The organism is Haemophilus sp. SZY H53, assembly GCF_054332375.1.
The window spans coordinates 18,785-33,391 of sequence record NZ_JBTGNV010000005.1; the positions used below are offsets into that span (position 1 = coordinate 18,785).

Annotated in this window: 14 protein-coding genes and 1 pseudogene; 14 read left to right on the forward strand and 1 reads right to left on the reverse strand. The window is 36.3% G+C overall.

Annotated features, from left to right (window positions below; genetic code table 11):
- Window positions 1-51 precede the first annotated feature (51 nt).
- From oppB to ACXVWB_RS05920, 9 genes and pseudogenes are all read left to right on the forward strand, one after another.
- A complete protein-coding gene (oppB, locus tag ACXVWB_RS05880; protein ID WP_049357190.1) occupies window positions 52-972 on the forward strand; it encodes an oligopeptide ABC transporter permease OppB in 921 nt (306 codons plus the stop codon).
- 9 nt (window positions 973-981) lie between these two features.
- Entirely contained in the window at window positions 982-1,917 is a 936-nt protein-coding gene (gene oppC / locus ACXVWB_RS05885; RefSeq protein WP_289902105.1) for an oligopeptide ABC transporter permease OppC, read from the forward strand.
- 9 nt (window positions 1,918-1,926) lie between these two features.
- Window positions 1,927-2,898, forward strand: coding sequence for an ABC transporter ATP-binding protein (gene oppD / locus ACXVWB_RS05890; protein ID WP_128786786.1), 972 nt, complete (start codon window positions 1,927-1,929; stop codon window positions 2,896-2,898).
- Window positions 2,895-3,893 carry a murein tripeptide/oligopeptide ABC transporter ATP binding protein OppF gene (gene oppF, locus ACXVWB_RS05895; RefSeq protein WP_014064663.1) on the forward strand — a complete coding sequence of 333 codons (999 nt, stop codon included), beginning with the start codon at window positions 2,895-2,897 and terminating at the stop codon, window positions 3,891-3,893. Before oppD ends, oppF begins: the two co-directional genes overlap by 4 nt.
- Window positions 3,894-4,171: 278 nt before the next feature.
- Entirely contained in the window at window positions 4,172-4,786 is a 615-nt protein-coding gene (yihA, locus tag ACXVWB_RS05900) for a ribosome biogenesis GTP-binding protein YihA/YsxC (RefSeq protein ID WP_049357183.1), read from the forward strand.
- A gap of 129 nt (window positions 4,787-4,915) precedes the next feature.
- A pseudogene (locus ACXVWB_RS05905) lies at window positions 4,916-5,776 on the forward strand (YifB family Mg chelatase-like AAA ATPase); the annotation flags it as partial.
- A gap of 105 nt (window positions 5,777-5,881) precedes the next feature.
- A complete protein-coding gene (locus ACXVWB_RS05910; RefSeq protein WP_297568323.1) occupies window positions 5,882-7,708 on the forward strand; it encodes a hypothetical protein in 1,827 nt (608 codons plus the stop codon).
- A 228-nt stretch (window positions 7,709-7,936) separates the two neighbouring features.
- Window positions 7,937-8,881: a nucleoid-associated protein gene (locus tag ACXVWB_RS05915; protein WP_297568475.1), complete on the forward strand. Its 945-nt coding sequence runs from the start codon at window positions 7,937-7,939 to the stop codon at window positions 8,879-8,881.
- Window positions 8,878-9,876: a GTP pyrophosphokinase gene (locus ACXVWB_RS05920; RefSeq protein WP_297568325.1), complete on the forward strand. Its 999-nt coding sequence runs from the start codon at window positions 8,878-8,880 to the stop codon at window positions 9,874-9,876. Before ACXVWB_RS05915 ends, ACXVWB_RS05920 begins: the two co-directional genes overlap by 4 nt.
- Before the next feature lie 353 nt (window positions 9,877-10,229).
- Here the strand turns inward: ACXVWB_RS05920 and ACXVWB_RS05925 are convergent, their stop codons facing one another.
- Window positions 10,230-10,613, reverse strand: coding sequence for a helix-turn-helix domain-containing protein (locus ACXVWB_RS05925; RefSeq protein WP_297568328.1), 384 nt, complete (start codon window positions 10,611-10,613; stop codon window positions 10,230-10,232).
- A 151-nt stretch (window positions 10,614-10,764) separates the two neighbouring features.
- Here ACXVWB_RS05925 and ACXVWB_RS05930 point away from each other — a divergent pair, with 151 nt between their 5' ends.
- The 5 genes from ACXVWB_RS05930 (at window position 10,765) to ACXVWB_RS05950 (ending at window position 14,564) form a co-directional block, all read left to right on the forward strand.
- Window positions 10,765-11,199 (forward strand): hypothetical protein, encoded by a 435-nt coding sequence (locus ACXVWB_RS05930; RefSeq protein ID WP_297568330.1) that lies wholly within the window; start codon window positions 10,765-10,767, stop codon window positions 11,197-11,199.
- A 12-nt stretch (window positions 11,200-11,211) separates the two neighbouring features.
- Window positions 11,212-11,853: a hypothetical protein gene (locus tag ACXVWB_RS05935; RefSeq protein WP_297568332.1), complete on the forward strand. Its 642-nt coding sequence runs from the start codon at window positions 11,212-11,214 to the stop codon at window positions 11,851-11,853.
- A gap of 60 nt (window positions 11,854-11,913) precedes the next feature.
- A complete protein-coding gene (locus tag ACXVWB_RS05940; protein ID WP_297568334.1) occupies window positions 11,914-12,114 on the forward strand; it encodes a hypothetical protein in 201 nt (66 codons plus the stop codon).
- A 1-nt stretch (window position 12,115) separates the two neighbouring features.
- On the forward strand, window positions 12,116-12,613 hold the full coding sequence (locus tag ACXVWB_RS05945) for a hypothetical protein (RefSeq protein ID WP_297568340.1): 498 nt from the start codon (window positions 12,116-12,118) through the stop codon (window positions 12,611-12,613).
- A 187-nt stretch (window positions 12,614-12,800) separates the two neighbouring features.
- On the forward strand, window positions 12,801-14,564 hold the full coding sequence (locus ACXVWB_RS05950; RefSeq protein ID WP_297568343.1) for a ShlB/FhaC/HecB family hemolysin secretion/activation protein: 1,764 nt from the start codon (window positions 12,801-12,803) through the stop codon (window positions 14,562-14,564).
- Window positions 14,565-14,607: the final 43 nt, after the last annotated feature.

A 14,607-nucleotide genomic window follows, 5' to 3' on the forward strand; every position in this document is an offset into this window, starting at 1 on the left:
AATCGTCGTATTTTTTGACCGCACTTTTCGCCCATTTTGGTTGGAGTTGTTATGCTCAAGTTTATTTTTAAACGGCTGTTGGAAGCCTTGCCGACGCTGTTTATTTTGATTACTTTTTCTTTCTTTTTGATGCGTCTCGCCCCTGGCAGCCCGTTCACTTCTGAACGCGCTTATCCGCCAGAAGTCATGGCTAATATCGAAGCGAAGTATCATTTAAATGAACCATTATATAAACAATATTTCCTTTATTTAGAAAATCTTTCCAAAGGCGATTTTGGACCCTCTTTTAAATATAAAGACCAATCAGTCAATGATTTAATCGCGTCAGCTTTCCCTGTTTCCATAAAATTGGGAATGGTGGCTTTCGCCTTTGCAGTCGTGTTAGGGGTGACAGCAGGTACGCTCGCCGCTCTAAATCAAAATAGCCGCTGGGATTATATATTGATGAGTTTCTCGATGCTTGGCGTCATAATGCCAAGCTTTGTCTTCGCTCCAGTCTTGGTGCTGATTTTCGCCATTTATTTAGGATGGCTGCCAGCTGGTGGTTGGAACGGCGGTACCGCCATGTACATGATCTTACCTGTAGCCTCCTTAACTATCGCTTATGTGGCAGGGATTGCGCGTATCATGCGTGGCTCGATGATTGAAGTGTTACATTCCAACTTTATTCGTACCGCTAAAGCTAAAGGACTTTCTACGTCGAGAATCATTTTAAAACATGCTTTACGCCCTGCTCTTTTACCCGTGATTACCTATTTAGGCCCGGCTTTCGTAGGGATTATTACCGGCTCAATGGTGATCGAAAGCGTATTTGGTTTACCTGGCATGGGATTATTATTTGTAAACGGCGCATTAAACCGCGATTATTCTTTAGTTTTGAGCCTTACTATTTTAGTGGGGACATTAACCATTTTATTTAATGCGATTGTGGATATTTTATACGCCATCATCGATCCAAAAATTCGTTATTAAGGATAAGTTATGACAGATTATCGTACTCAGCCGATTAATCAGAAAAATGCGGATTTTGTGGAGCAAGTGGCTGACCGTATTGAAGAAATGCAACTGGAAGGCCGCAGCCTATGGCAAGATGCCAAACGCCGTTTTTTCCGCAATAAAGCGGCCGTTGCCAGTCTGATTATTTTAGCGTTTATTATTATATTTATTACCGTAGCGCCTTGGTTCTTCCCATTTACCTACGAAGATACCGATTGGAATATGATGAGCGCCGCACCAACAATGGAAGGCTATCACTTCCTCGGTACCGATGCTTCAGGTCGAGACTTGTTGGTACGTACTGCTATTGGTGGACGTATTTCCTTATTGGTCGGTATTGCGGGTGCTTTCATTTCCGTCACTATCGGCACAATTTATGGGGCGATTTCCGGCTATATAGGTGGTAAAACAGATATGTTGATGATGCGCTTTTTAGAGATTCTCAGCTCATTTCCATTTATGTTTTTCGTGATTTTGTTGGTGACGCTTTTTGGCCAAAACATTTTCTTAATTTTTATCGCAATCGGGGCCATTGCTTGGCTTGGTCTTGCACGTATTGTACGCGGACAAACCCTCAGCCTAAAAAATAAAGAATTCGTCGAAGCCGCCATCGTTTGTGGCGTACCTCGTCGCCAAATCATTTTGAAACACATTATTCCGAATGTATTGGGCTTAGTGGCAGTTTACGCCTCGCTTGAAGTACCGGGGCTCATTCTATTTGAATCATTCTTAAGCTTCTTAGGATTAGGTACACAAGAGCCGATGAGTAGTTGGGGCGCACTCTTAAGTGATGGTGCTGCGCAAATGGAAGTCTCGCCTTGGTTATTAATTTTCCCGGCATTTTTCCTTTGCCTTACCCTATTTTGTTTTAACTTTATCGGTGACGGGTTGCGTGATGCACTCGATCCGAAAGATAGATAGGAGCGAATAATGAATCCTTTATTAGATGTAAAAAATCTCTACGTTCGCTTCAAAACACCAGATGGCGTCGTCACAGCAGTGAATGACTTAAACTTCACGCTGAATGCAGGAAGCACGCTGGGTATTGTAGGCGAAAGTGGCTCAGGCAAGTCACAAACGGCCTTTGCTTTAATGGGTTTATTGGCAGCCAACGGAGAAGTGGAAGGTTCAGCCATTTTTGAAGGGAAAGAATTAGTTAATTTACCGAATGCTGAATTGAATAAAATCCGCGCCGAGCAAATTTCCATGATTTTCCAAGATCCCATGACGTCACTCAACCCATACATGAAAATCGGTGAACAACTCATGGAAGTGCTGCAATTGCACAAAGGTTATGATAAACAAACTGCCTTTGCTGAATCCGTGAAAATGTTAGATGCAGTTAAAATGCCAGAAGCTAAAAAACGTATGGGCATGTATCCGCATGAATTTTCGGGTGGTATGCGTCAACGGGTGATGATTGCGATGGCCTTATTATGCCGTCCCAAACTACTCATTGCTGATGAACCAACCACTGCTTTGGATGTAACGGTTCAAGCGCAAATCATGACTTTATTAAATGAGCTAAAACGTGAATTTAATACTGCGATTATTATGATTACCCATGATCTTGGTGTAGTGGCAGGTATCTGCGATCAAGTTATGGTGATGTATGCTGGACGAACCATGGAATACGGCACAGCGGAACAAATTTTCTATCATCCAACCCATCCTTATTCCATTGGCTTAATGGATGCAATTCCTCGCTTAGACGGCAATGAAGAACACTTGGTAACCATTCCAGGCAATCCACCGAATCTGTTGCATTTGCCAAAAGGTTGCCCATTCTCACCACGTTGCCAATTTGCAACCGAACAATGCCAAACTGCGCCCAAACTGACTACATTTAATCACGGTCAATTACGCAATTGTTGGTTACCCGCGGAGAAATTTAACCTATGACAGTCTCAAATAACAAAGAATTACTCCTTGAAGTCAATCACTTAGGCGTCAGTTTTAAAATTAAAAATGAGAAATCCCTTTTCTTCGCCAAACCGCAAACCTTAAAAGCGGTGAAGGATGTCTCTTTTAAACTTTACGCAGGTGAAACTCTCGGTGTGGTGGGTGAGTCCGGTTGCGGTAAATCCACACTTGCACGCGCTATTATCGGTTTAGTCGAAGCGAGCGAAGGGGAAATCTTGTGGCTTGGTAAAAATTTACGAAAACAATCAGCCAAACAATGGAAAGAAACGCGTAAAGATATCCAAATGATTTTCCAAGATCCGCTGGCCTCTCTCAATCCGCGAATGAATATTGGTGAAATCATTGCTGAGCCATTAAAAATCTACCAACCGCACTTAAGTGCCGCTGAAGTGAAAGAAAAAGTACAAGCAATGATGTTGAAAGTTGGGCTTTTACCAAACTTGATTAACCGCTATCCGCATGAGTTTTCTGGTGGCCAATGTCAGCGTATCGGTATTGCTCGTGCGTTAATCATTGAGCCGAAAATGATCATTTGTGATGAGCCGGTTTCTGCATTGGATGTATCGATTCAAGCTCAAGTGGTAAATTTATTAAAATCCCTACAAAAAGAAATGGGGCTTTCCTTAATTTTTATCGCCCATGACTTAGCGGTGGTAAAACACATTTCTGACCGCGTATTAGTCATGTATTTAGGCAATGCCATGGAATTAGGCAGTGATGAGGAGGTATATAACAATACCAAACATCCTTATACCAAAGCCTTAATGTCTGCAGTTCCGATTCCCGATCCAAAATTGGAACGCAATAAATCCATCGAATTGCTTGAAGGTGATTTGCCTTCGCCAATTAATCCGCCGTCTGGTTGCGTGTTCCGTACCCGCTGCCTGAAAGCTGATGAAAATTGTGCGAAACAAAAACCACCTTTCACCAGCCAAAACAACAGCCATTTTGTGGCTTGTTTAAAAGTCTTATAAAACAAAAAGTGCGGTTAAAATTGATCTGCACCCCAAAAGTTGGACTCAACAAACCAACAATTGAGGTGCAGATTTTTTATGGGTAAACACTACACAATCGAATTTAAATTACAAATTCTACAACATATGAGAATTTTGGATAAAACGAGATTTATTTTGATATTCTTGTGGAATACCTAATTAAAAATGTTTAAATCATACAAAGTCCGCATTCTCTCATCATTTCAGCAATTTTTCTATTTGTGATATGCTAGGATCAATTGATGAAAGGAACTATTATGTCTGAAATTAAACTGAATTATCATAAAACGCATTTTCTTACGAGCGCCCCCAATATTCGTTCTATCCCAGAAGATACAGGAATTGAAATTGCTTTTGCGGGACGCTCAAATGCTGGAAAATCAACCGCACTTAATGCATTAACCAATCAAAAAAGCTTAGCTCGAACTTCTAAAACACCTGGTCGTACACAGCTCATCAACCTTTTTGAGGTGGAGCCGAATTGTAAACTAGTGGATTTACCCGGCTATGGTTATGCTGCTGTTCCTGAAAAAATGAAAATCGAATGGCAAAAATCCCTCGGGGAATATTTGCAAAAACGCGAATGTTTAGGCGGGCTTGTTGTTTTAATGGATATTCGCCATCCTTTAAAAGATCTCGACCAACAAATGATCGAATGGGCTGTTTCTGCTGATTTACCGGTTATGTTACTTTTAACTAAAGCAGATAAGCTCAGTCAAAGTGCGCGTAGCAAACAGGTCAAAATGGTACGTGAAGCTATTTTACCCTTCCAAGGTGATATTCAAGTTGAGGCTTTTTCTGCACAAAACAAAATTGGTATTGATAAATTAGCAACTAAGTTAGATAGTTGGTTTGCGCCACTTTTCGTGTAGTTTTTTATCAAGAAAAAGTCATTTCTGCGATCAAGATCGCAAAAAAAGCACAGAATGCATGATTTCATTCTGTGCTTTTTTTATAGTGCGAAAATCTAATTATTTTTGACTGCACTTTAAGGAATCTGAATGTCTCTTGCCATTGTTTATAGCCGTGCCTCAATGGGGGTACAAGCCCCCCTTGTCACCATTGAGGTGCACTTAAGTAACGGAAAGCCTGGATTTACCTTAGTTGGCCTACCTGAAAAAACAGTAAAAGAAGCGCAAGATCGTGTCAGAAGTGCATTAATAAATGCCCAGTTCAAATATCCGGCCAAACGCATCACCGTTAACCTTGCACCAGCCGATTTACCCAAAGAAGGGGGACGATTTGATTTACCTATTGCAATCGGTATTTTAGCCGCATCAGATCAACTTGATGGCAGCCGTTTAAAACAGTTTGAATTCGTAGGTGAGCTCGCATTAACAGGTGAATTACGTGGTGTACACGGTGTCATTCCTGCCATTTTAGCGGCACAAAAAGCGAAACGCGCCCCCATTATCGCTTATCAAAATGCTAATGAAGCTTCGCTTGTTTCAGAACAAGAGACTTATTTTGCTAAAAACCTGTTAGACGTCGTACAATTCTTAAATAATCAAGAAAAATTACCTTTAGCCTCATTACTCGCACAAGAAAGTGCGGTCGGATTTTCAGCTAAAAATCACTTAGATTTGACCGATATTATTGGTCAACAACATGCTAAACGAGCACTAACGATAGCGGCAGCAGGTCAGCACAACCTACTCTTTTTAGGGCCACCAGGGACGGGTAAAACCATGTTGGCAAGCCGTCTTACTGCATTGCTACCTGAAATGACCGATTTAGAAGCCATTGAAACCGCTTCGGTTACGAGCTTAGTACAAAATGAATTAAATTTTCATAACTGGAAACAACGTCCGTTTCGAGCGCCACATCATAGTGCCTCATTACCGGCCTTAGTAGGTGGGGGATGTTAAAGTTACAAATAATTGGCAAACGATACAAATAATTGTCACATAGCTACCACATCATTTATAATCTACATATCTCTTGAAATAATAGAAAGGATGTGGATTATGTCTTTCGTAGATGAACTTATTGGAAAAGAATTCACTTATGAATCCTATGATGGTTTCTGTCCTGATTTTTCAGTATTCTTTAATAAAATGAAATATCTAGAAAACCATGCTGAATTAAACCCACGCCCACCAATTAAAGGTAGTAGTTGGTATTTTCCTTCTTATGAATATATCGTTGTTTGGTACGATAGTAGCTTGATTTTTCAAAGAAAAAACACTCAATCACACATTAAAGTTAAGTTGGTAAACCTAAAGAATCCTACCTATAAAAAGGAAGGTGTCACTTATTTAAGCATTCTGTATATTTCTGTACCTATTAATATTCTTCATTACTTCTTTATTGGTAGTGTTTGGAAAGATGGTAAGGCAATAAAACAGATAAAACTCAAAGAATATCTTGTTACAGCTAATCAAGCATTTGAAGGAAACAGAGATAACGTAAATTATCAACCTTTCTATGATAAAGAAAACCATAAATACAACGAGCCATTCTCACCAAATTTATACACTATTGAATCAGACTGTAACAACTATAAGTATGATAAAAATCAACTAATCAAAATTCAGCAAGATGGTATAGATTTCATTATTCATCCATTACATCTTTTCTGTGCTCATTATGGAATGTCAGCAGATATTAAGAGAATTTTAACAACCTACGATTGGAATGAAGTCAAAAAACGGTTTTATTTAGATATAAATGAGCCATCTTTATATCATGAAAAACACGTTGTTGTATCAAAGTATTTTGTGAAGAAAGATGCAATTTTCCTTTACCATCTCAAATATGATAAAGCAGTAACACTAGAACGAACAAAAACGCTTAATAATGAAATTAAGATTTCAGATGAGAATCCAAAGCCGATAAAAGTTCAATTTTGGCACGACCAAAAAGTGCAACTAAAAATTCGTGGTATTGAGTTAAATGGAGTTATTTTATGTGCAGAAATTGTAGGTATAAATCAACCTATCGGCGATGATATTACTCTTGTATTACATCGCAATAAAAAGGAAGAAGAAAAAAATATCCAATCAAACGGAAATGAAAAACCTGCCATCAAAAAGTATAAACGAGAAGTAAATACAGAATATCTCAGCACAAAAATTACAGATAGCGAGCCTAATAATAGAACATCTCAAAGTATCAGAAAAAAATTTGAAGAACTAGGGCAAAAAAGAATCATGAATACGGTTCATGTTCAACACCAAAATAACAATTTACATCAAACTAAAGGAATACAACCCAAAGAGGCTGATGAGCTTGGATTCGGAGACCATTATGGTGCAGAAGGTAATATAGGCTTAGCGGCTTGTTTCCTAGATGATACAAGTGAAAATAAAGATATAAAGCTATTTCGACTTTGGGATATGGCAAAAGACTTTGTTTTAAAGAATGGCGGACAGGTCCACTGGTTCACTCCCAAATTAGGATTCAGAGATGACAATGATTTGGTGTTCATATCATTAGATCAAGATAATTCTATTGCCTACCCTGAAATCGCATTGGTAATTCGTATCATCCTAGACGATGAAAAATTCTACATTATAGATTTTTCTCAAAAATCACATGACATTTCAATGAGCGGTATTGCTTATAAAGAAAGCGACGATGAAGACTTCATTTCATTAGATAACACTCAAAGCAGTAAATTAATGGAAATAATTTGTGAAGTGATACTTTCAGAGCAACTACCTACTGAGTATATTTCACAACAGAACGAGAAAGAAATGAAGATTTCAACATTCAAACATCCAACAGCAGAAAGTAGTAATTGGGTATATAACGCTATAAGTAAATTAACACTCCAAAATTTAAATAAATAATAAAGGACCATTTTACAGTAGAGCAGATCATAACCCAATTAATAGTGAATCTAGCAAATATTAACCCTAATAAATGAGCGATAATATGAATTTTGAAAATTTACAAGTAAAAAAGTTATTTCACACTTTATTCATCAACCTGATTATGCAGGAAATTCCATCCCACCTATCATTAGTCAAGAGCTAATTAGTTTAGATACACTTGCAAAAAGCCTTTTAACTGAGCGACTGGTAAAAGTCTTAGGAAGTGATTCTAAATCTGTTGAAATGCAAATATCTGATACTCAAGCAGGTAGTTGCTTTGATTATATAAACAGGGCTTTAATAAATAATAGAAGTAATTTTATAGAGCAATCTCAAAACATCGCTAATAAGCTTGCAGCCATACAAAATTCTGATAGAAAATATCCAAGTGGATTACTTATTTTAATTTATGCTACTGTAACCGCTGATAATTTAGATTGTATAATTGTGATAAAGGCAGAAGAGCAAAGTGCATTTCAAAAAATAATAGATGAAAACACGCAGTCTATTTCTTTAAACTTACTTAATGATTTATTCTTAACTCCTCAAAGTAAGCTCTATAAAGTTGGTGTTTTTATTGGGAATAATATAGAAAATAAAGATATTAGTTTATCGGAAAGAGTAAAATATTACAATGCCTTTTTATATGATTCAAATTTCACTAGAGATTTAAAAAATGCAGCAAAGTATTTCTACTCACTATTTTTAGGATTATCAATCCCTGAAAATGATAAAATTATAACTCAAAAGTTTTATGAAGAAACTCGGAAATTTATTAATAATATGCAAATTCCTTCAGAAAAAAAGATCGAGTTACAGAATGCACTCTATACAGAATTAAAAACCAATAAATCTTCAATTATTTCAACGGCAACCTTTGCAGAAAATTATCTAGATGGAAATGAGCAAGATAATTATTTATCAGTTATGTCTGATGCAAATATTCCAGATAGATCGTTCACAAAAGATATATCATTAATTGAAAATGTGCTAAAATTAAGACATTATCATTTTTCTAGTGGGGTAAAAATAATCTCACCAAGTGAAAGCGATCTAGTGAAAATAATTTCTACTGATGAAGAAATCTCGCTAATTGACAGAACACAATCAACGATTATTCGTATTAAAGGCACTTTATCTGAGCAATGATAAGAGAAGAATTTATAGCTAAATATGAACAAGACAAACCCATGTTAGAAGCATGGGCGCAGTTTATTATTGCTGAAATTCGTAAACACTTACCAGAGGGATTTGAGCAACATTCTGTAAAAATCCCCGTATCATATCGTCTTAAAGACAACCAATCTATTCTTGAAAAAGTTTTTATTAGAAAAAGGGATAAATATAAAAATCCATACGAAGACGTTCAAGATAAAGTTGGATTAAGATGGGTAGTTTTGCTTACAGAACAATTAGAAACTTTTTGCAAAATTATTGAAAATAGTGAATATTGGTCTTTTTCTAAAGATCGAACATTAAATGATTGGGAAGAAAAACCTGAGGTTTTTAGCTATCAATCTATTCATTATGTTCTCATAGCTAAACAAAAATTAGTATATAAAAGTACAGAGATTCAAATTGGTACACCTTGTGAAGTTCAACTAAGAACGCTATTGCAACATACTTATTCTGAATTTGGGCATGATACAATTTATAAAGGAAATTTAAATAAACCACCTGAAGTTTTAAGATACCTAGCTAAAAGCATGGCACTACTTGAAACAACAGATGAACTTCTATGTAATGCTAAGGAAAAAATTGAGAAAATTAATTATAAAGATCCTAGTTATCCTCTTATAAAGAAATCTAATGAAATATTTAAATCGCATTTAAACTTTACAGAGAAGCAAATATTAGATAGTGAAAAAACGGCATACTTTATTTTAAATAAAATTCGAAGTATCATTGATGACAATAAAAACTTATCAGAAGAAGATTTTAATATTTTTCTTGAATCAAAAAAATTTATTCTTGAACAAATCAAGGATAAACAATCGCATTTTATTGAATTTTCTCAACCTATCATCCTATTAATTTATTTCCTTGTTTATAAAAATCGAAGAAGAAAAGATTGGCATCCATTCTCGGGTAATATAATGGATAAAATTTATACTGATTTAGGGTACTCTTATGAACAAGATTAAATTCTTCGCCATTATGTCGCAAATGAACAAGTACTAACCACTTAAAATTACTAAAATCCTCGTAATGCATTTTCTGATTGCGGGGATTTTTTATGGCTCTAAGTTTACTAATAAACTAGGAGTAATTAAAGGGATAGTAAAAATTGATGAAATAAATTTAATGATATTATTTCCGCAAGTAAGAGAGTTTATTTGGGATTCAACCAAGTCAGAGAATGACCATATAGATAAACAGATAATAAAAGCAGTATTCCGAGATTTTCTTGAAGATGTTATAGAAAGATTATAGATAAAATAAGAGCTTCTGATTTAAAATACAGGTATGAAAAATCAGAAGCTCTTATAGTTTATAGTTATTTTCTGAAATTTGATAAGCTATCTAAAAAGACTAATAGCCCACGTCTTTCATCCGCACTTAGTTGATCCATGTGATAAGTTAAACGTTCTCTCACTTCATCTTCGCCAACAGGTATAAATTTTCTTGTATGCGTTGTCTTACCATCTTCCGCTAAACAATCAATAAAGAACCAACCAATAGATGTATCAAGTGCAGTTGCAATTTCAACTAAATGGGAAACATTAATTTTGTTATCCCCACGCTCATAGCGAGAAAGTTGTTGTTGAGCAATACCAATTTGTTCCGAAAGTGCTGATGCAGTAAGCCCCAATTCTTTTCTACGTTGCTGAATACGTTTACCAATAAATCTATCTACATCTGTAACGGATAACTTTGACATCGATCTAAATTCCTTACTTATCTTTTATTGATATTTTCGGGATTATTTACTAGTAAAAGAACATCTGATATAGTACATATAACCTAAATTACCTAATAACGGTGTATTTAGAATGTAAACATAAATTAAAACATCACAAAGGGTTATCACAATGAAGAAGCTACTTCTCTTACTCGGAATAGTTGTATTTTCAGCTAACGCCACAGCCACATCCACACTTGATCAAGCCAAATTAAATACGGTTGCAAAGGTTTATCAAACAGGAAATTTGTATAAATACGCCACTCCTGATTTTCAGAAATTGTTAGCTAAAAAGGCAAAATACGATAAATCCACGCCTTGTGATGATTGTGTAGGACACGAATCTTGGATTGATGGTCCATCTGCACAAGATGTTCCTGATTCAATTAACCCTAAATTCAAATTAGTTAAAGATAAGGTATATGCCACGTTCTTATTTTTTGATGAGAAAGTGACCATTAAATTTAGCCTAGATTGTAATAAGAATAATCAATGTTTGGTTTCTGACTTTATTACAGCAGAAGGCGATAGTTATAAGAAATCAATAATGAAATATATCAGATAGGGAAATTAAGATATGAAAAAAGTCTTTATTGCAACAACACTTGCTTTATCACTGACATCTTGTGAGGAATTAGCTTCATTTGCAAATGCATTACAACCTAGCAATACAATGCCTTCTTATGAGTTTTATGAGAAATTTAGCGAAATGAATAACGCTAAAGTAGTATTGACGATTTTAGAGAAACACCTAACAACGATATCGATAGATGGGCAAAATGAACAAGTATTTTTATTTTCACCTAGTTTAGTGAATCAATCTACATTTGGTTGGTTTACCCCAAATGATGATTATTCCTTCAATAATAGAGTAAGCTATTTACAAGAAACGAAGAACAATAAAATTGAATATATTAGCTTTGGATTCAGCCACGTTCTAAGTTTATCTAAATCAAATTTTTATCAGATATTCAATCTTAATCCAAATGATGTTTCGATAAGTCAATTAAAACAACATTGTTCTGCTTATCGAAGAATTGTTCCACTTTACAAACTTTCTATTAAGAATGGGAAATCACTCTATTTAGCTGAAGATATGGGAAGTGGTTCTGCTAATTCTTCAACAAATTTGATTATGTTTAACAGCAAGCCAGCTTGCAAGCGTTTAGGTTTTGATAAAACAGTCAAAGAATATGGTAATGAAAACTTTGAACAATAGAGTTTATCTATTTTAGTTTAATCCCAAAAATCAATCATCTTATTACAGAAGGAAACCATTATGAAAGAGTTGATCTATTTCTATCTTATTGTCGGTTGCTACATTGCACATCGTAGAACATCTCATCTTGATGCTAATTCAACTGAATTTCTAAAAACATACCTGAAAATAGTATGTACATATCCTAAAGAGTTATTTAGCAAAATACCTAGTTTAAAGAAAAAAGAGTCTGAAAATCCTGAAAAACAACAAGGAGAATAAAATGGCTTTTTCTAAGTTTAGAAAATATATTTTTCCAGTGATTGCTACTGCATTTAGTATAGATGTTTTAGTGCCTAGTATATCGCCTTTACAACTAGTACCTACCTTTCAAAAGGAAATTGAGTGCGATGATTATGTTGTTGAAGAAACAGTCCGCAGATTCATTAACGAAGGAATTCGAGCTCAAAATGTTCAAGCAAATAAACTCGCTCAATTTTTTGTAGGGCACGCTACGCAAGGGTTAGACCGCTCTAATCCACTCTGGGATATGTTTGGTCGAGCAATGGAAGGTGCAGGAAGTATTGCTGAAGGTACAACAAGAATGCAGAATTATATTGCATTTTCTTCTTTTGAATCTAAAGAAATATCTGATAACAACGGTGTGAAGAAGTGTAGAATTATGGCTAATTCTATTGGTAACAGATTATCAGGTAGTGCAGACTATACTACACATAACTATATTGTGAGCATTAATGGTAATCAGGTTAGCGTTGATTAACTTGTTATATATCCATTTTTTAGAATCACAGTTCATAAGCAACTCAGCAATGGGTTGCTTTATTTTTTAATTTAATATTTAAAATAAAGTTGTTTAATTGAAGTATTTTAAATTCAATGAGTATTTGATTATAAATTATAAATAGCATAAAATTAACGACATGAATTTCGTCATCTTGAGTAAAAATATGAAAGTAGTTTATCAGCATATTTATTCGGTAATGATATTTGCCTGCCTTCCTAATTCTCTTTTTGCTAATCAAACTGAAAACTTCTCTCGCTTAAATCAAATTGATGCTACGCAGCAACAACGACAGCAACACATTCAACAAGCACAAGATAAAATATTGCAACCTCAATCTGATGTACGTTTAGATACCACCAATAAGGAAAGGTTGACATTATCAAACCACGAAATGCCTTGTTACCCCATCCATCGTATTAGTATCATCGATTACTCCACTACGCCCACTTCCTCTAAAAGCCAATTCCAATGGGCATTTGAACAAGCCGCCCGAGATTTAAAACTAACCTTGCCGCACTGTTTTGGTGGGGAAGGTTTAGGTATTTTAATGAAGCAAATTCAAAATCGAATTATTGAAAAAGGTTATGTGACAACCCGTGTGGTAACTCCTGAGCAGGATTTACGTGGTGGGCAGTTACATTTAACGGTTATCCCTGGGCGGATTGGCAATACCATTGTAGCTGATAGCGGTGTAGTACCTCGTTTTACGCGTTTACATGCGTTAACGGGGTTTACTTTTTCTAAAGGCGACTTGTTAAATGTGCGTGATATTGAGCAGTCTTTGGAAAACTTGAAACGCATTCCGAGCGCAGAGGCGAACATTGAGATCTTACCGAGTGAAAGCGAACAAGCACAGCTTGGCGAGAGCGATTTAAAAATCAGTTATGCACAAGCTTTTCCTTTTCGGCTGAATATTGGTTTAGATGATGCCGGTTCAACCTCTACGGGGAAATTTCAAGCCAGCGGAACGTTGTCGTTTGATAATATGTTCTCGGCAAATGACCTATTTTATACGGCTTTCACGCATAGTTTAAAAACGCATAATGATGATAAAGGCAACCGTGCCAGCAAAAATCTAACCTTCTATTATTCAATTCCTTTTGGTTATTGGACACTTTCTGCTTCACAAACTTATAGCCGTTATCATCAAGAAGTCTTCGGAGCCTTTGACAATAACTACCTGTATGCCGGTGAGAGCAATACCACCAAAGCAACACTTTCTTATCTACTCTATCGAGATAGCAAACGCAAAACGTCCATTTCGGGAAGTTTTTGGTCTCGTCAATCACATAACTATGTTGATGGGGCGGAAGTTGAAGTTCAACAACGCAGAATGGCAGGTTGGGAAGCCGGGCTTTCACATAAAGAATATTTGGGCAGTGCCACACTTGAATTATCAGCGAATTATAAACGAGGAACAGGCGCAAGAGGTGCTTTATCTGCACCGGAAGAGCTTTGGGGCGAAGGGACATCTCGTCCACAAATCATCTCGGCTTCAATCGATTTTACCCAACCATTTATGTTAGGCGAACAACCTTGGCAATATCAAACCGGTTGGAATGCACAATGGAACAAAACACCATTGATTGCCCAAGACCGTTTTAGCATTGGTGGGCGTTATACGGTGCGAGGATTTGATGGCGAATTAACGCTTTCTGGTGAGCGGGGCTGGTTATGGCGGAATGAATTGGCTTGGAATGTGAATGGCAAAGGGCAACAGCTTTATTTTGCTTTAGATGGTGGACGAGTGATGGGCTGGGCAACCGAATCGCAATTAGGTCATCATTTAATGGGAATGGCGATGGGCATTAAAGGTGGCTGGCAAGGCTTTTATTACGATGTTTTTGTCGGTAAGCCAATCAGCAAACCACAAGGTTTTAAAACCTCTAACGCCGTAGCAGGCTTTAATGTGGGTTATAGTTTCTAATAAAAAATGACATCACTTTGCTCCCTCCGTTTACGGAGGGAGC

What these genes read in the sequence shown, in the direction of transcription:
- ACXVWB_RS05920 (WP_297568325.1), top strand. Translation starts at nt 8,878, where the DNA reads ATGATAAGAGAAGAATTTATAGCTAAATATGAACAAGACAAACCCATG.
- oppD (WP_128786786.1), top strand. Translation starts at nt 1,927, where the DNA reads ATGAATCCTTTATTAGATGTAAAAAATCTCTACGTTCGCTTCAAAACA.
- yihA (WP_049357183.1), top strand. Translation starts at nt 4,172, where the DNA reads ATGTCTGAAATTAAACTGAATTATCATAAAACGCATTTTCTTACGAGC.
- ACXVWB_RS05950 (WP_297568343.1), top strand. Translation starts at nt 12,801, where the DNA reads ATGAAAGTAGTTTATCAGCATATTTATTCGGTAATGATATTTGCCTGC.
- oppC (WP_289902105.1), top strand. Translation starts at nt 982, where the DNA reads ATGACAGATTATCGTACTCAGCCGATTAATCAGAAAAATGCGGATTTT.
- oppB (WP_049357190.1), top strand. Translation starts at nt 52, where the DNA reads ATGCTCAAGTTTATTTTTAAACGGCTGTTGGAAGCCTTGCCGACGCTG.
- ACXVWB_RS05945 (WP_297568340.1), top strand. Translation starts at nt 12,116, where the DNA reads ATGGCTTTTTCTAAGTTTAGAAAATATATTTTTCCAGTGATTGCTACT.
- ACXVWB_RS05930 (WP_297568330.1), top strand. Translation starts at nt 10,765, where the DNA reads ATGAAGAAGCTACTTCTCTTACTCGGAATAGTTGTATTTTCAGCTAAC.
- ACXVWB_RS05935 (WP_297568332.1), top strand. Translation starts at nt 11,212, where the DNA reads ATGAAAAAAGTCTTTATTGCAACAACACTTGCTTTATCACTGACATCT.
- ACXVWB_RS05925 (WP_297568328.1), bottom strand. Translation starts at nt 10,613, where the DNA reads ATGTCAAAGTTATCCGTTACAGATGTAGATAGATTTATTGGTAAACGT.
- ACXVWB_RS05910 (WP_297568323.1), top strand. Translation starts at nt 5,882, where the DNA reads ATGTCTTTCGTAGATGAACTTATTGGAAAAGAATTCACTTATGAATCC.
- oppF (WP_014064663.1), top strand. Translation starts at nt 2,895, where the DNA reads ATGACAGTCTCAAATAACAAAGAATTACTCCTTGAAGTCAATCACTTA.
- ACXVWB_RS05940 (WP_297568334.1), top strand. Translation starts at nt 11,914, where the DNA reads ATGAAAGAGTTGATCTATTTCTATCTTATTGTCGGTTGCTACATTGCA.